Here is a 16,905-nt window from a genome sequence, read left to right as displayed (position 1 = left end):
CCTGTGGCTCGCCACGCGCATTCAACGGGGCCCGGCCCCGCAACCTGATGACGAGCGTTTGATGCAGCAACGAATCTACCCACAACAGTGGCAAAACCAGCATATCTATCCCGCCCTCGACTGCCCGCAGGTGAGCGCGGATCTCGCCCTGGCGCGCGCCAGTCTGGACGAGCTCGGCAAGTTTATCGAGGGGCTTGGCGCCGCCCGGGCCAATGCGCAGGCGCTGCAGGATTTCCTGCGCGAGGTGCGGCTGCGGACTCGGGACATTCACAACATTGGCTGGAACCTGGCCGTGCTGGCGGCCTGCCGTGGCAGTCAGGATGCCCGCGACGAGCTGGCCAAGCAGCTGGCCTCCCGTGCCCGCGCCCTCAATGCCGATCTGTTCAAGACCCTGGCGCCGGTCGAGGATCTGATGCTGGCCCTGCCGGAACCCGAATTTGAACAGCTGATGGCCGACTCCCTGCTGGGGGAGGAGGCGTACCGGCTGCGCCACGAGCGCCTCTTGCAGGATCAGCGCCTGCCGGTGGAGGCGGAGCAGCTGGTGATCGGCCTTGGCACCGACGGCCTGCACGCCTGGGGCAATCTCTACAACGATCTGGTGGGCAAGATCCGGCTGCTGATCGATGGCCGCGAGATGGGGCTGGCCGAGGCGAGCAACCTGCTCTCCAGCCCGCTGCGGGCCCTGCGCCGGGAAGCGTTCGATGCCATCAGCGCCGGCTGGGAGGGGGAGCAGGAGACGGTGGCCGCCATCTTGAACGCCCTCAATGGCTGGCGGCTTGAGCTTTCGCGCCAGCGCGGCCGCAGCCGCCAGCTCGATGCGCTCGACCTCTCCTGTCACCAGAGCCACATCGAGCGGGCGACCTTGGATACCCTGATGCAGGAGACCTGGCGCGCACGCGGGCTGGGTCAGCGGGCGCTGGGGCTGATGGCCGAGCGCCTCGGCATCGAGGAGCTGGGGCCGGAGGATTTGTTTGCCCCGCCGCCGGCCGCGGTGAGCCGCGAGATCCCGTTCGAGGAGGCGATCGAGATCATCGCCGATGCGTTCTCTTGTTTTGATCCAGAGATGGGGGAATTTGCCCGAATGATGGCCGAAAAGGGGTGGATCGATGCTGCGCCCACCCCCAACCGGCGCACCGGGGCCTACTGCACCAAGTTTGCCGAGCCGGTGGAGCCGCGGGTCTTCATCACCTATGCCGGCACCATGGACAACGTCATCACGCTCGCCCACGAGCTGGGCCACGCCTGGCACAACTGGCTCATTCGCGATCTGCCCATGAGCCAGCGTCGTTACCCCATGACGCTGGCGGAGACCGCCTCCATCTTCGCCGAAACCCTGGTGCGCAGCGCCCTGTTCGAGCAGGCGCAAAGCTCGGAAGAGCAGCAGGCCATCGCCTGGGCCGAAGCGGACGGCGCCGCCACCTTCCTGGTCAATATCCCGGCCCGCTTCGATTTCGAGCGCGCCCTGGTGGCTGAGCGGGCGGCGGGCTATGTCTCGCCGGCGCGGCTCAAGGCGCTGACCGACGAGGCCTGGGGTCGCTGGTACGAGCAGAGTCTGTGCCGCTATCACCCCCTGTTCTGGGCGGCCAAGGCGCACTTCTCCATCGCCGGGTTTGGCTTTTACAACTACCCCTACCTGTTCGGCTATCTGTTCAGTCTCGGCGTCTATCAGCAATTGATGAGCCGTCAGACTGCGGGGGAAACTAATGTGGCCCAGGCCTATCGCGACCTGCTGCGCGATACCGGCCGCATGAGCGCAGAAGAGCTGGTGGCCAAGCACCTGGGGCAGGATATTCGCGAGCCCGCCTTCTGGCAGGACAGCCTGGCGCAGGTGGAAGCGGCGGTAGAGCGTTTCGCCCAGACCCGCGGCTAACGCAGGCTTGCTGAATGAAACCGCCGGGCAGCCATGCTGCCCGGCGGTTTTTTATGGGGCGGGTTTGCCTGGCTGCGGCTGAGCAGGCGGGCGCACCGGCCCCACCAGCAGGGGCCTCGGCTGGTGGCGCAGATCTGGCTGGTAGCCGTTGAAAAAGAGGTTGAGCAGCACCGAGCTGAGGGTGGCCAAGAGGATGCCACTGTGAAACAGCGGTTGCAGGGCGGCGGGGAAGTGCTGGAAGAAGTGGCCGGAGACGGTGGGGATCATGCCTACCCCTAGGCTGATGGCGACGATATACAGGTTGTGGCGATTGCTGTTGTAGTCGGCCCTGGCCAGGATGCGGATGCCGGTAGCCAGTACCATGCCGAACATGACTATTCCGGCGCCTCCCAGCACGAAGGGGGGAATGGAGGCGACCAGCACCGACATCTTGGGCACCAGGCCGAAGGCGAGCAGGATCCCCCCTGACATGACGCAGACCCAGCGGCTCGACACCCCGGTCACGCTCACCAGCCCGATGTTCTGGGAAAACGAGGTGTGGGGGAAGCTGTTGAAGATGCCGCCTATGATGGTGCCGATGCCATCCACCCGCAGGCCGCGCACTATGTCGCCCCGGCTGGCCGGGTGGCCGACGATGTCGCCGAGCGCCAGAAACATCCCCATCGACTCGATGAAGGTGATCTGCATGATGACGGTAAGGGTAGCGATGGAGATGGGATCGAAGGTGGGCCAGCCGAAGGCGAATGGCACTATGGGGGCGAACCAGGCCGCTTCACTCAGGCCGTCCAGGCTCACTTCCCCCATGGCGATGGCTACCCCGAAGCCGAACAGGATGCCGAGCAGCACCGAGATGTTGCTGAAAAAGCCCTTGGTGAAGCGGGTCACCAGCAGGATGAAGGCCAGCACCAGAAAGCTGGTGCCGATGTAGCGCAGGCTGCCGTACTCGGGGTTGCCCTTGCCCCCCGCCATCCAGTCGATCCCCACCTGCATGATGCTGATGCCGATGGAGGTGATCACCACCCCGGTCACCACGGTGGGGAAGAGCGGCATCAAGCGGCCGATGAGCGGCACCAGCAGGGTGGAGAGTATGCCGGCGGCGATGGTGGCGCCAAAGATGCCGGTGAGCCCCAGCGCTGGGTTGGCGCCGATGGCCAGCATCGGCATGACGGCGGCGAAGGTGACCGACATGATGACCGGCAGGCGGATCCCGGCGAAGCGGCCGATGCCGAGGCACTGCAGCAGGGTGACGATGCCGCAGCAGAAGAGATCCGAACTGATGAGATACGATACTTGATCCTTGGGCAGCCCCAGGCTGCCGCCGATGACCAGCGGCACCGCCACGGCGCCGGCATACATCACCAGCACATGCTGCAGGCCGAGGGTAAAGAGCTGGCCGGGGGGGAGCAGGCGCTCCACTTCGTCGATGGCGCGGCCCTTGGCCGCCCCGGGGGGCTGGGTCTGGTTCATGAACAGATCACTCCTTGCGACCCGGCGGCAAGGGCCGGGCAAGATGGGGCAGGCTGGCTGTCCCGTTCATGGATGTGGTCCGGGTCGCCCTGGATCCGGCCACGCAGACGAAGGTCGCCTTCGCGCTGCATCGCAGGAGGAGTGCAGGATCCGTGCTCGGTTGGCATGAATGTGGGTCTGTTGGCCCTGTCTGTGGGTATTTTTGCAGGCGGGATCACGCTTGCACACGCTGATGGCTGCCAATCGTTTTCCTGCCGGCAGGGGAGGGCTGTCAGATTGGTAGCCCGGTTATCATTTCGGTCGGTCTGGCTCTCAGATTGATAGTCGGCGCTGTGCCGGCCCCGTCGCTCTGGTTTCATCAGCAACAGAGGGCGTGATCCAAAGCAAGAAAGTTGGATGTTTTGGTGGCGCAGGGCCCTGCCGCTGGGGTAGTTTCGATAAAACCGACACAGATCCTGAGGTCTTATCCATGATCATCTATCTGCATGGCTTCGATGCCACCAGCCCAGGCAATCACGAGAAAGTGCTGCAGTTGCAGTTTATCGATGATGATGTACGTTTCGTGCACTACAGCACGGTTCACCCCCGTCATGACATGAGCCACCTGCTCAAGGAAGTGAAGAAGCAGCTCGACATGAGTACCGATCCCAAGCCCCTCATCTGCGGGGTGGGACTGGGTGGCTACTGGAGCGAGCGCATCGGCTTTCTGTGCGGCATCAAGCAGGTGATCTTCAACCCCAACCTGCACCCCGAGATCAACATGCAAGGCAAGATCGACCGGCCGGAAGAGTACGAAGATATCGGCACCAAATGTGTGTCTGAGTTTCGTAGTAAAAATTCAGGAAATTGCCTCTGCATCCTTTCCGTTCAGGATGAAGTGCGCGATAATGGCGAAACTGAGCGTGAATTGAAGAATTATTACAACATCGTGTGGGATGAACGAGAGACGCACAAGTTCAAAAACATCTCTCATCACCTGCAGCAGATGAAGGCTTTCAAAGAGGCCTGATTGATCGTCACGTCATGGATTCAACTATCAAGGGAGCCGATGGCTCCCTTCGCTTTAATGGAACCGAGGTAATTAACCATGACCAATATTGTTGTCGTCGGCGGTGGTGCCGGCGGTCTGGAGCTGGCTACCAGCCTGGGCCGCAAGCTGGGCAAGAAGAACAAGGCCAAGATCACCCTGGTTGATCGCAACCGCACCCACCTGTGGAAACCCCTGTTGCACGAAGTGGCCACCGGCTCCATGGACGCGGGCATCGACGCCCTGAGCTACCAGTCCCACGCCAAGAACCACGGTTTCGACTTCCAGCTCGGGACCCTCACCGACATCAAGCGCGACGAGAAACGCATCGTGCTGGCGAAGATCGTCGACGAGAACGGCGACATCGTGGTCAACGAGCGTGAGCTGCCTTACGACTACCTGGTGATGGCCATCGGTTCCGTCTCCAACGACTTCAACACCAAGGGCATCAAGGATCACTGCATCTTCCTGGACAGCCCCTCCCAGGCGCACCGCTTCCACAACAGCATGATGAACCGCTTCCTGCAGTTCGCCACCGAATACCAGCCGGGCGACAAGGTGAAGATTGCCATCGTCGGCGGCGGCGCCACCGGCGTCGAGCTCTCTGCCGAGCTCTACAACGCGGTGGAGCAGCTCTACGCCTACGGCTTCAAGAACCTGACCACCGACAGCCTCAAGGTGACCCTGGTGGAAGCGGGCCCCCGCATCCTGCCGGCTCTGCCGGAGCGCATCAGTGGCGCCGCCCATCAGGAGCTGGTCAAGCTCGGCGTGGACGTGCGCACCGCCACCATGATCACCGAAGCGACCGCAGATGGGCTGCACACCAAGGATGGCGAGCTGATTGAAGCGGATCTGATGGTGTGGGCGGCCGGTATCAAGGCGCCGGACTTCATGAAGGATATTGCCGGTCTTGAGACCAACCGCATCAACCAGCTGGTGGTGAAAGAGACTCTGCAGACCACCCGCGACGAGAACATCTTCGTCATCGGTGACTGCGCCGCCTGCCCGCAGCCGGATGGCAAGTTCGTGCCGCCGCGCGCCCAGTCCGCCCACCAGATGGCGACCCAGGCGTTCAAGAACATCCTGGCCAAGATGAACGGTGGCGAGCTCAAGCCCTACCTCTACCACGATCACGGTTCGCTGGTGTCCCTGAGTCGCTTCTCCACCGTGGGCAGCCTGATGGGCAACCTGATGCGCGGTTCCATGATGGTAGAGGGTTACATCGCCCGTCTGGTCTACATCTCGCTCTACCGGATGCACCAGATCGCCTTGCACGGCTACATCAAGACCGGCCTCATCATGCTGGTGGGCCGCATCAACCGGGTGCTGCGCCCGACCCTGAAGCTGCACTAAGCAGCCTGGGGCAAACGTGGCGGGGCGACAATGGTCCCGCGCACCATGAAAAAGGAGAGGCCTTGGCCTCTCCTTTTTTGTTGCGGTCGTATCAGGAGGCGTCCACCTGCAGGGTGCGCACCTCGGTGAGGGCGGCGGTGAAGAAGAGCCGCGCCAGTTCCGGATCCCCTTGCCCGGCATCGCGGGCGACGTTGGCAATGTCGCCGCCGAGCAGGGTGATGGTGTTGCCCACCTTGCTCACCCGATCGATGAGGGAGCCAAATTGCTGGGAAAACGCCGTCGTCTGGCCGAGGAAGCCCTGCTGGCGCTGGATCTGCCCCTCGATCTGGTTCACCTGTCCTTCCAGGCTGCTCACCTTGTTCTGGGTCTGCGTCAGGGTGACGGCCAGAGCGATGAGGCCAGGCAGCCCCAGCAGTCCCAGCCCCAGCAGGTAGAGCTTCTTCTTGTTGAGGGAGTCCAGCTCCTGACGAGCGCCGGCCAGGTTGGACTGCAGCCCGGCGATGGTTGCCTGCAGCTCCACGCCGATCCGCTGCAACGCTATGTTGTCCTGCGTGATGCGATCGTTGGCCGCCTGGCTGGCAGTCAGGGTCTGGGCGGTCAGGGTCTGGATGGGGGTTATCTCCTGCTGGGCCTGATCGACAAACGCCTTGAGGGCGTCGGGGTTGAAGGGGCCGGTATTGGCCAGCTGCTGGGTCAGTTGCGTCTCCAGGCGGCCAGCAAACGCCAGCACCTGCTGCTGCATGGTTTGCACCTGGGGCAGCAGGGCCGCGACCACCTCACCGACGTTCTGCTGGATGTTGACGGCGTTTTGCGGCAGACCGGTGAAGGACTGAATGGTCGCTTCGGCCTGCTGCATGTTGGCAATGGATTGGGAAAGAATGCCGTTGCTCATGGGGTCTCCTTATAAAAGAGGGCGGCCAGGCCGCCCTCCCGTGGGTTAGGCAGCCAGGCGCGCCACGAAGTTGGCGATGGTGTCGGTTTGCGGCACTTGCAGCGGGCTCACGCCGGCCATCTGGGCCTTGATGGTGGTCACGTCGGTGAGCACCGTCTTGACCGTGGTGTCGGCGGCGGTCAGCCAGAGCTGGCGGATGTCGTCGCCGCTGGTGATCCCCTTGTCCAGATCGGTGATCAGGCTGCCCAGATCGGAGGTGAGGGCGTCCCAGGCGTTGCTCATCTGGGTGGCCGCGGTGACGGCGTTTTGCGCCTGCACCTGCAACCCCTTGTAGCCGTTGCCGATCTGGGTGGCGATCAGCACCTCGCTGTTGAGGTTGCTGCGTTTCTGGTACAGATCCTGGCGGGTACCGAGGGAGTTGTGCAGCACGATGGCACCAGCCGTGATGCCGCCGGCCCCGGCCACCATCATGGCGACCCCGCCGATGACCACCGGGGTCGAGGTGCCTGCGGTGACGAAGTCCGCCACGGCGCCGATGGCGGTGACGAAGGCGCCGCCAATCACCAGCAGCCCCCCGGCGACGATGCCGGCGATGGCGCCGTCGATGGCCGCATTCACCTTGTCGATGTCACCGTTGAGCTGGGCGAGCACCCCGTTATCCCCCTGCACCTTGCTGTTGAGGTTCACCACTATGCCCTGGAAGTTGCTGGAGTCGGTGATGAGGTTGTTGTTGAGATTGACGATCACCAGCCGGGTGTCGGCGGAGAGCCGTTGATACTCGGTGGCCTGCTCCTTGATGACGCTCAGTTGCCTGAGCCACTGCGTCTTGGTGGAACCGGGCGGCAGTACGGCCGGAATGGCGTTTTGCAGGGCAAAGTAGTTGGAGATGTTGCTGATGTTGGTGATGATCTGCGGCTGGACGGTATTGAGATAGAGGTCGGCGTGCCCCTTCGCCAGATCGAGCCCCTGGTTGATCTGGGTCTGGTTGTCCTTGAGGTTCGGGAACTGGCTGAAGTCCACCGGCACCTGCTGCTTGACGCTGTTGCAGTAGGTCTGGATCTGCAGGGCCTGGGAAGCCTGGTTGGCCATACCCTGGTCCATGGTGATGGTTGTTGCGTTGGTCATTTGGCGTGTCCTTGCGTGGTGGGATTAAGCGTCGGGCAGGATGCCGTTGCCGGCGTAGGCTGCCTTGATGTCGTCAACCTGGCCTGCGAGCAGCAGCCAGGACTGGGTGTTGAGCGCCACGGTGCGCCGCAGCTGGCGTACGTCGTCGGGGCTGTTGAGGTCGGCTACCACGGGCACAGCCCCTTGGTAGGCATCGGCCACCTTTTGCCAGCCAGCCGGCAGCTGGGTGACGGCATCGGCAACCCGGCTGTAGGTGTCGACAAACAGCTGGTTTTGCGCCTGCACCGACTTGGCCACGGTCAGCAGGGTGTTGGTGGCGGCCAGCGCCTGGTAGGCCTCGGCCAGTTTGTCGGTGTTGGTCTTGAGCTCGCGGGCCGCCAGGCTGGAGCCGGCAATGCCCGATGAGATCGCCTTGAGACCGGAGACCATGTACTGGGTCTGCTGGTCTGTCTGTTTGGCTATCTCCTGCGAAGTGGCGGGTTTGGCCTCCTTGTCGGCCGGTTTCTGTTCCAGCGTCAGCGAGGTGACGATGGCCCGCCCCAGCTGGTTGACCCCCTCACCGGCCTTGCCACCCTCATCGACGATGGCCTGGATATTGGCGGCGATCGCCTGGTTGAGGGCGTCAATGATCTCGGTTTGGCGCTTGGCATCGGCCATCAGATCCTGCTCGAGCTGGGTGATGACGCCATTGAACTGCTCCATCAGGGGGCGCAGGGATCCCCAGGCCACCTGCACGCGGGTATTGAGTGTCTGGGCATTGAGCCGATAGCTCAGGGCCTGATCGGCGAGGGACGTCAGCTGCTCGGCCAGCCGGGCGCGCCCCGCGAGCACGGCGGCGTCTTCTTCCTGGCCAAGCAGGCGGTTGAACGCGGCGACCAGGGCGTAGAAGTTGGAGCCGTTGCTCAGCAGGTGGATGAGGCCGGACAGGTTGGTCTGCTGGTAGTAGCGTGCCTGACTCATCATCTGGGCCTGGTAGGCCTCGATTTTGACCGCGAGGGTGGAGTCGATCTCGCTGTTGGCCAATGACTGCTGCATCAACAACAAGTTCGCATAGGTCTGGTTGAGCAGGGCGGGCGAGGTCGCCGACAGGTAGTCTGCCAGCAGACCCTGATCCCCCAGATCCAGGGTGGAGATCGTGGTCATGACATGGTCTCCATGGCGGTGTCGGCGAGCGGGCTGGCGGGGTAACATACCCCCGGTGCGAGGGTGGGGTGAGGTAGTCGGGTATCCTGCTGCTTCATGCTGCTCTCCTCGTGAGAAGTGGGTCTGTCTCCGGTCCATGGCCGGGACAGACTCACCCTAGGGAAAGGCAAAATGGGTCACAACTGACACTTTTGTCACTTGATGTTTGAGCCGGATCGGCTAATGAAAGGGGCTGTCGGAGCAGGCCATGTGGCGGCTCGATGTCGCCTTTCGTCGTTGAATGTGGACAGGTGCCACGTCGTCGACGCGCACGGGATCCGTGCTGGCAGGCCCGCGCCGCCATGCTCCGCCAGGGGCAAACCGGGTCTCCCTGCTTGCCTGCGTCCCCTTCGCTGCTTTAGGCTGTCCCCCAGTTCAATCCACAAGGAAACCCAGATGATCCTCTCAACTACCCCCACCCTGGAAGGCAAGACCATTCGCGAGTACCGCGGCATCGTGGTGGGCGAAGCCATTCTCGGCGCCAACGTGTTCAAGGATCTGTTTGCCGGGATCCGCGACATCATCGGCGGCCGCGCCGGCGCCTATGAGAAAGAGCTGGCCCGGGCCCGGGAAATCGCCTTCGACGAGCTCAGGGAGCGCGCCGCGGCGCTGGGCGCCAATGCGGTGGTCGGCATCGACATCGACTACGAGGTGGTGGGGCAAAGCGGCAGCATGCTGATGGTCAGCATCAGCGGGACCGCCGTGTTGGTCTGACGCCTTGATGCAATAAAAAACCGGCAACCTGTTGCCGGTTTTTTATTGCGCTCTTCCCAGCGGATGGGGGATGCCTGTGCCCTGACATGCACCTGTCCACCTGCCTGTATTGTGTTGTTCGCGTCCATCATACTCATGGCAAGAGAGTCAGCTCGAGGGTGCAATCATGCTCCATATTCTGCGCTGGGTATTGTTGTGGTGCTGGCTGGGGAGCGCCATGGGGGCCACCATTCAGGCGGTGACGGAGGAGCTCCCCCCATACAACTATCGGGACAAGGACGGCCAGGTGACGGGGCTGTCGGTGGATCTGCTCAAGCGAATGCTGGAGGTCAGCGGCATCGGGCTCGACCGCAAGGGCATCCAGCTCCTGCCCTGGGCGCGGGCCTATCAGATGGCGCAGTATGACCCCAATACCGTCATCTTCAGCATGATAAGGCTGCCCGAGCGCGAGGCGCTCTTTCATTGGGTTGGCCCTATCGGGCCTCGCGTCACCTGGGTGTATCGCCTGGCAAAACGCGACGATGTGGTGGGCCATCAGCTGGCTGACCTGGCCCCCTGGCGGATCGCGGTGGTACGCGACTCGGCGCTGGCCATCGAGCTGGCGGAGAAAGGGCTCAATCTGGTGCTGGTGCACGACGAAGACGACAAGTTTCGCATGCTGCTGCGCGGCAGGGCCGACGTCGCGCCAGCCATGCAGATGGGGGCCGCCTACCACATAGAGACCTTGGGCCATCACTACTCGGAGTTTGTCCCCATGTTTGAGTTTCAGGAGACCAAGTCGTTCTATTTTGCCTTCAGCCGCAACACGGATGCCGTCATTATCGAAGGCCTGCGGGCGGCGCTGGAGCAGATGCACCGCGATGGCTCCTTTGACGAGATAAGCCAGGCATGGGGGCGTCGCTTCTGGGTTCAGCCGGCGGGCAAGTGAGCCGCGCTATCTCCCATGCGGGTCTCGACTTCGTGATCACCAGCCGGGTGGCGTCGGTTATTACCTGAACAGCCATCTTTTCTTGGTGCCTTGATGGCCATCTAATGGCTATTATGAGTCCTTTCTTGTGGCTGCCATGCCCTGGATGGCCAGATCTGGAACAGGACCCTTTGCGATGACGATACTCAAGCCGCCGGGGCTCAAGCCTGGCGATACCATCGGCTTTTTCTCCCCCTCCAGTGCGGCCACCGCCTGGGCGCCAAACCGCTTTGCCCGTGCCGGGGCGTTTCTGGAAGGGCAGGGCTTCAGACTCAAGGCGGGCAGCCTCACCGGCCAGCGCGATCACTGGCGCTCCGGCTCCATCGCCGCCCGGGCTGCCGAGCTCAATGCCCTCATTCGCGATCCAGAGGTGCGCTGCATCATGTCGGTGATTGGCGGCAGCAACTCCAACTCCCTGCTGCCCTATCTCGATTTTGATGCGCTCATGCGCGACCCCAAAATCATCATTGGCTACTCCGATGTGACGGCCCTGCTGCTCGGCATTCATGCCCGCACCGGCCTGGTCACCTTCTACGGACCGGCGCTGGTGGCCTCTTTTGGCGAGCTCTCGCCGCTGGTGGACGAGACCCTGGCGGGTTTTCGCCAGATCTGCCAGGCCAGTGGCGCCGCCGTGCCTCACACAGTGCCGACCCCGGCGCAATGGACCGAGGAGCGGCTTGACTGGGAGCAGCAGAGCCGGGCCAAGCAGTGCCGGCCAAACCGGCTGATCTCGGTGGGCACAGGTCGGGTGCGGGGCCGGCTCATTGGCGGCAACCTCAACACCCTGGCGGGGATCTGGGGCTCCCCCTATATGCCGGCCATCGAGCGAGGGGACATTCTGCTGCTGGAAGACAGCCTCAAGTCGGCTGAGACGGTGGAGCGCTCGTTTGCCCACCTCAAGCTGTGCGGGGTGTTTGATCGCATCGGTGCCCTGGTGCTCGGCAAACACGAGCTGTTCGACAGTCAGGGCAGCGGCCGGCGGCCGCTCGACATCCTGCTGGAGGTGGTGGGGGAGCCGACCTTCCCCATTCTGGCGGAGTATGACTGCGCCCACACCCACCCCATGCTGACCCTGCCCCTTGGCATCGAGGCCGAACTGGATCTCGATGCCCAGAGTCTCACCCTGTGCGAGCCCTGGCTCGGCGAGTGATCCCTCTCCGGCTTCCATAGTCGCATCGGCACATAGACAAAGAGGTCGCCCGGGCGACCTCTTTGTCATCTATCCCGTCGCTACGGGGCTCAAGGCAGGGCGTCGGGCCGGAAGCTGGCGCGGATCTGCGGCACCAGGGGTGAGACGTCGAATCCCTTCTCCTCTCCCAGCACGGGATGAAGCAGGGCCTGATCCGGGAGAGGGGTCATGTCACCCGCCAGCAGCTGACGGGTGGCCTGGCCCATCTGATAGAGCTGGCGCACCGGGTCGAACTGGGTCGCCAGATTGAGGGCGTCATCGGCGCGGGCAAAGGCCATCATGGGGATCTGGTAGCTGGCATCGCGGGGTGGCTTGGCACCGTGGATGCCCTTGCCGGCCGACATCAGGAATGGTTGGTGATCGCCAAAAGCCACCACCAGGTAGCGTTTGCCTGAGCGATCCAGGCTGGTCAGCAGGTGCTCCAGCGACGCCATGGCATCCACCACGCCGGTGTAGTAGGTGTTGAGCAGCTGGCGGTCGGCCTCGCTCTGATCCGGGCAGGCCTTGTCGAGCTGCTGGGCCTGGTAGCGATCCCCGTCGAAGGGGCCGTGCCCCTGCATGGTGACCGCGTAGGCGAACAGCGGCTGCTCATCCTGTTCGCTGCGCTTGAGCAGGTGGTCGATCAACGCATCATCCGAGATGTAGAGCCCCTTGTGCTCGAGCGTGGTGAAACGGTTGTCGAACCAGTGCTCCTCATAGCCAAGGGCCGGGATCGCCTTGGCGCGGCCCCAGAACTTTTCCACATAGGGGTGGGCAAACAGGGTCCGGTAGCCACTTTGTTTGGCACTCTGCGCCAGACCCGGCACCTGCTCCGAGAGGTAGTAGTAGGGCACCACCCCCTGCTTGAGCAGGCCCACCGGCAGGCCGGTGTTCATCTCGAACTCCGCCAGCACCGTCATGCCGCCGGTGGTGGGGGAGTGGATGGTCTTGTGCCACTGCTGCACGCTGGCCGGCAGGCTCAGGGTGGGCGGGGGCGCGCAGATCTTGCCCTGCCAGCCGAGCCAGAGGGATTCATATTGCAGCACGATCACCAGATCGAAGCGGGGCGGCTGGTTCAGGCTGACGTGGCTGAGCTGGGGGGTGAACTCGTTGATCTGCAAGGGATAACGAAACACGCTGCCGCTTTGCAGCATCTCGTCCACCAGGTTGAACAGATAGAGGCCGGGCCCCGAGCGGATGATATCCCTGTGGTAGTTGACCGCCCTGTCCACGTAGCGAATGTTGGGCCCCAGCAGCTTGTTGCCGGTCTGGGTGGCAAACACGCACAGCGCAAAGAAGGCGGCGGTGGCGGCGGCGGTACGCAGCACCCAGCGCGACAGGGCGAAGCGCCAGCACAAGAAAAGGGCGAGTGCACCGCCCAGCAGCGGCAGCACAGGGTGCTGCTCCAGCAGGATGCGCAGCAGCGCCACCAGGTTGCCGAGATCGTCCCCCCCGAGCGGTACCCCGTAGATGGCGATCTTCATGAAATTCGCCAACAGACCGATGCCGGAGAGGGCGGTAAACACCAGCCCCATATAGAGGTTGAACCCCGCCAGCGCGCAGAGGCTCCAGCCCAGCACCATGCTGCCCCAGGCGAGGTAGTAGTGCTCGGGGCGAAAGCCTGACCAGAGCAGAAATTCCCCCAGCTTGAACACCACGAAGCCATGCAGCAGCACGAAGGTGAGGTTGCCGAGCAGCAGGCTGCCGGCGATGCGCCAGCGCAGATTGCGCCTGAGGGTGGGCAGCACCACCTTCAGCACGGCGGCGCTCAGGGCCAGCACCAGCAGCAGACTGGTACAGAGATAGGTGAGGTTGAAACCTCGCTCTGGCAGGGTCTGCAGGATCTGGCTGAACTCGCCGCTCTCGGGCCTCTCTTTGAGCAGCAGGCCGATCCGCAGCTGATAGCGGCTGGCCAGGGCGTCGTCGGGGGCGCGCAGGGTGCTGTTGAGATCCAGGGTGCAGCGCCCCTTGCGGCACTGCTGGCGTTTGTCCACCGGCTGGCTCAGCTGATCGATGCGCTCACCCCTGTCGTTGAGCAGCTCCACCCTGACCTTGTCCCCCTCCTGCAGCGGCCCCCGCAGCTGCCACTGGCTGCGAACCACCAGATAGAGACCGCGGCTGTCGCTCTTGTAGAGCAGGGCATGGCGGGTGAGGGTGGCGATGGGGTTGTCCGCTGGCCCCAGCACCAGCGGCTGGGCCCGGCCGAGCCAGCTGGCGGGATTGATCTGCGGCAGCAACAGGGTGAGCAACAGCAGCGCGGCCAGCATGCCCAGCAGTAGGGCGGGGAGACCGGAGACCCTGGCTGGCAAGCGCGCTGAAGTGGGGGCTTTCATATGGGCTCATCCTTTGAGCGAGTGACGGTGATGCATGGCTGCTGCATTTAATTTGACCCGATGGTGATGGGCTTGTTCCTTGTTGTCAATTTAATGACCAAACAATGAAGGTTGCGTGACAGTGGATCCATGCAAACTGTGATCCCGGTCCGGGGGGCACACTCATTCTGTGATGAAAGCGTCATCATGACGCTTTGCCGCTGGTCTGCTCCAGCCTTGCTGCTTAGTCTCTCAATATGGATGGAGGTACATGTATGAATCCCAAAGTAGCGGCACGTCAGGCAAGGTTGCTCCGCATGCTGGAGAGCAAGGAGGAGATCCGGATCGGGCGCGAGCAGGACTGTCCCCTTTCGGTGGCCCAGCTGGTGCGTCTCAAGGAGGATCATCCGGCCGTGCTCAAGGTCTACCGTCACGGCCTCACCGCCGAGGTGTTCCACCTCAAGGTGGAGGGACATCACTGGTGCCTGAAGCGGCGCCGGCACGACTCCCTGGTGGCCAACGTGGACGGCAGAACCGCTTTTCTGACCGAGCTGGAGCGCCGCCGGGAGATAGAGGCCCTGCGGGAGTTGCACCCCACCATCCTGGCCAACGTGGTCTGCACCAGCTTTGGCTCGGCCCGGGCCGGGGTGCTGGTCTCCCCCTGGCTGCGGGGCGTGCCGGTGCATGATCTCAACGAGCGCAACCTGGCGCAGATGCTGGCGGTGCAGGCGGAGCTGGCCCACTGGGGCTGGTTCGACTGGGATCCGAGCCCCGGCAACCTGCTGGATGACGGTCAGCAGATCAGCGTGTTCGACTTTGGCTACATGTGGCCCTTCGATCCTCGCCATGAATTCAACTCCAACGGCCTCACCGATCCCGGTTTTCACGTACCGGAGCGGCTGGAGACCCGCACCCTCTCTGGCCTCTGGCTAGACGAGCCGGATCCGCTGCCGCAGTTTCGCTACTGGCGCGGCCTGTGCGTCAATTGGGCGCAGCGGGAGCTGCAGCACCTGACTCGGGAGGGGGCGAGTGCGCCGGTGCTGGCCCGCTTGCAGGGGCTCTTGGGCGAGTGGAGATCGGCGCTCGCCAGCGAAGAGGCGCTCGCCGCCAACTGGTGGCGCGACATGTATCGCAGCCACCGGCTCGACATTGCCGACGATCTCAGCGGCAAGAGCTGTGGCCCGCTCACCCTGCGCCGGCTCGACTGGCTGGAGCAGGCTGTGACCGAACATTACGCCGAACTGGCGGACAACCTGGGCCCCGACGAGGCGGGGCTGGATCAGGGGGCGCTGCTGCGCCGGCTGGAAGGGCTGCGCGAGGAGATCCGGGCCAACCTGCTGCCGGCGCTGACTACGGCGGGCTAGGGGCGCTCAACTCTCTCATCCCAAAATCACCCTATTCATCCCAAAATCACCCTATATAGAAAGAGGGGCCCGGCGGCCCCTCTGTTGATCCTGGCGAGCTGTCTGCCCCTTAGTCGAGCAGCTCCTGATGGAGGCGGTTGACGATGTGGCCCGCCTCGTCCTCCTTGACCAAAAAGCAGAGGTTGTGGGCGCTGGCGCCGTAACAGATCATGCGGATGTTGTGCTCGCGAATGGCGTCAAAGACCTGACTGCCCACCCCGACCGCCTCGCTCATCCGGTTGCCGATAAGCGCCACCAGCGCCAGCCCTGTCTCCACCTGCACCTTGCACAGCTGGCCGAGCTCCGCCAGCACCTTGTCATTGAGGATGGGTTCGCCGTTGCTCTGGCTGCCGGTGTGATCCAGGGTCAGCGACACGCTCACCTCGGAGGTGGTGATGAGATCCACCGAGATGCGATGGCGGGCCAGGATGCCAAACACCTCGGCCAGGAAACCGTAGGCGTGGAACATGTTGAGGCTGTGCAGGGTCACCAGCACCTGGTTGCGGCGCAAGGCCACGGCGCGAAACAGCGGATTGGTGCGGGTGCTGGCGCGGATCCAGGTGCCGCCGGCGGCCGGATCCTTGGCAGAGCCGACAAACACCGGAATGTCGCGGCGCACCGCCGGCTGCAAGGTGGCCGGGTGCAGCACCTTGGCGCCGAAGGTGGCCATCTCGGCCGCCTCCACGAAGCTGATTTCGGGGATGGGGCGGGCGCGGGTAACCAGGCGCGGATCCGTGGTGTAGATGCCGGGCACGTCGGTCCAGATCTCGATGGAGCCGGCATCGAGCGCCTCGGCCAGGAGGGCCGCGCTGTAGTCGGAGCCGCCGCGGCCCAGGGTGGTGGTGCGGCCATCGCCGTCGGCACCGATAAAGCCCTGGGTGATGATGAGGCTGTCGCCAAGCTGGGGGCCCAGCGTCTGCTGGCAGAGGTCACGGGTGGCGGCCAGATCCACGCTGGCCTTGCCAAAGCGGCTGTCGGTGCGCAGCAACTGGCGCACATCCTGCCAGCGGGCTTTGACGCCGCGCTGGCGCAGCAGCTCGGTGAAGAGGCGGGTAGACATCAGCTCGCCGCAGGCGATGAGCCTGTCGGCCAGCTCGGCATCGGTACGCAGATGGGCCTGGCGCGCCATGGTGCGGATCTCGTCGAGCTGGTCGTGGATCTGGGCACTCACGTCGCCCGGGTGGCCAAGGTCGGCCAGAATGGCCTGCTGGATCTCGCTCAGTCTGGTCAGCTGCGCCTCCTGGCCCGCCTCGTCCAGATCGCCCTGGGCCAGTGCCACCAGCAGGTTGGTGACGCCGGCGCTGGCGCTCAGCACCACCACCCGGGTGGCCGGGTTGGCCAGCACCACGTCGGCACAGTTGTTCATGGCTGCCGCGTTGGCGACGCTGGTTCCGCCAAACTTGGCGACATTGATCGGGCTCATTG

At 63.8% G+C, this 16,905-nt stretch carries 13 protein-coding genes; 7 read left to right on the top strand and 6 right to left on the bottom strand.

Going from position 1 to position 16,905, the window contains the following annotated elements:
• Positions 1 to 61 precede the first annotated feature (61 nt).
• Positions 62 to 1,870, top strand: coding sequence for a M3 family oligoendopeptidase (locus BN1143_RS11055; protein WP_042050646.1), 1,809 nt, complete (start codon positions 62 to 64; stop codon positions 1,868 to 1,870).
• 51 nt (positions 1,871 to 1,921) lie between these two features.
• On the opposite strand, the gene BN1143_RS11050 is transcribed toward BN1143_RS11055, so the two are convergent.
• Positions 1,922 to 3,337: a nucleobase:cation symporter-2 family protein gene (locus BN1143_RS11050; protein WP_042050645.1), complete on the bottom strand. Its 1,416-nt coding sequence runs from the start codon at positions 3,335 to 3,337 to the stop codon at positions 1,922 to 1,924.
• Positions 3,338 to 3,806: 469 nt separating this feature from the next.
• Here BN1143_RS11050 and ycfP point away from each other — a divergent pair, with 469 nt between their 5' ends.
• Both ycfP and BN1143_RS11040 read left to right on the top strand, forming a co-directional pair.
• A complete protein-coding gene (gene ycfP, locus BN1143_RS11045) occupies positions 3,807 to 4,346 on the top strand; it encodes an alpha/beta hydrolase YcfP (protein WP_005302119.1) in 540 nt (179 codons plus the stop codon).
• Positions 4,347 to 4,424: 78 nt separating this feature from the next.
• Positions 4,425 to 5,717 carry an NAD(P)/FAD-dependent oxidoreductase gene (locus BN1143_RS11040; protein WP_010633673.1) on the top strand — a complete coding sequence of 431 codons (1,293 nt, stop codon included), beginning with the start codon at positions 4,425 to 4,427 and terminating at the stop codon, positions 5,715 to 5,717.
• Between the two features lie 91 nt (positions 5,718 to 5,808).
• On the opposite strand, the gene BN1143_RS11035 is transcribed toward BN1143_RS11040, so the two are convergent.
• The 3 genes from BN1143_RS11035 to BN1143_RS11025 are packed head-to-tail and all read right to left on the bottom strand — an operon-like array spanning position 5,809 to position 8,877.
• On the bottom strand, positions 5,809 to 6,609 hold the full coding sequence (locus tag BN1143_RS11035) for a hypothetical protein (protein ID WP_017786781.1): 801 nt from the start codon (positions 6,607 to 6,609) through the stop codon (positions 5,809 to 5,811).
• Between the two features lie 45 nt (positions 6,610 to 6,654).
• Positions 6,655 to 7,734 carry an HBL/NHE enterotoxin family protein gene (locus BN1143_RS11030; RefSeq protein ID WP_042050644.1) on the bottom strand — a complete coding sequence of 360 codons (1,080 nt, stop codon included), beginning with the start codon at positions 7,732 to 7,734 and terminating at the stop codon, positions 6,655 to 6,657.
• Between the two features lie 24 nt (positions 7,735 to 7,758).
• A complete protein-coding gene (locus BN1143_RS11025) occupies positions 7,759 to 8,877 on the bottom strand; it encodes an HBL/NHE enterotoxin family protein (protein ID WP_017786782.1) in 1,119 nt (372 codons plus the stop codon).
• Between the two features lie 435 nt (positions 8,878 to 9,312).
• Here BN1143_RS11025 and BN1143_RS11020 point away from each other — a divergent pair, with 435 nt between their 5' ends.
• The 3 genes from BN1143_RS11020 (at position 9,313) to BN1143_RS11010 (ending at position 11,747) form a co-directional block, all read left to right on the top strand.
• On the top strand, positions 9,313 to 9,630 hold the full coding sequence (locus BN1143_RS11020; RefSeq protein ID WP_005302101.1) for a heavy metal-binding domain-containing protein: 318 nt from the start codon (positions 9,313 to 9,315) through the stop codon (positions 9,628 to 9,630).
• Positions 9,631 to 9,796: 166 nt separating this feature from the next.
• Positions 9,797 to 10,558 (top strand): substrate-binding periplasmic protein, encoded by a 762-nt coding sequence (locus BN1143_RS11015; protein ID WP_042050643.1) that lies wholly within the window; start codon positions 9,797 to 9,799, stop codon positions 10,556 to 10,558.
• A 175-nt stretch (positions 10,559 to 10,733) separates the two neighbouring features.
• Positions 10,734 to 11,747 (top strand): S66 family peptidase, encoded by a 1,014-nt coding sequence (locus BN1143_RS11010; RefSeq protein ID WP_042050642.1) that lies wholly within the window; start codon positions 10,734 to 10,736, stop codon positions 11,745 to 11,747.
• An 89-nt stretch (positions 11,748 to 11,836) separates the two neighbouring features.
• Here BN1143_RS11010 and BN1143_RS11005 read toward each other — a convergent pair whose 3' ends face one another.
• Positions 11,837 to 14,098, bottom strand: coding sequence for an LTA synthase family protein (locus tag BN1143_RS11005; protein ID WP_042050641.1), 2,262 nt, complete (start codon positions 14,096 to 14,098; stop codon positions 11,837 to 11,839).
• Between the two features lie 254 nt (positions 14,099 to 14,352).
• Here BN1143_RS11005 and BN1143_RS11000 point away from each other — a divergent pair, with 254 nt between their 5' ends.
• A complete protein-coding gene (locus BN1143_RS11000; RefSeq protein WP_017786786.1) occupies positions 14,353 to 15,441 on the top strand; it encodes a protein kinase family protein in 1,089 nt (362 codons plus the stop codon).
• A gap of 109 nt (positions 15,442 to 15,550) precedes the next feature.
• On the opposite strand, the gene lysC is transcribed toward BN1143_RS11000, so the two are convergent.
• Positions 15,551 to 16,903: a lysine-sensitive aspartokinase 3 gene (gene lysC, locus BN1143_RS10995; protein WP_042007683.1), complete on the bottom strand. Its 1,353-nt coding sequence runs from the start codon at positions 16,901 to 16,903 to the stop codon at positions 15,551 to 15,553.
• Positions 16,904 to 16,905 lie beyond the last annotated feature (2 nt).

This window comes from Aeromonas dhakensis, assembly GCF_000820305.1.
GTDB classification, from domain to species: Bacteria; Pseudomonadota; Gammaproteobacteria; order Enterobacterales; family Aeromonadaceae; genus Aeromonas; species Aeromonas dhakensis.
Note: the sequence above shows the minus strand (reverse complement) of the source record. Positions and strands in the feature narration are given on the sequence as shown.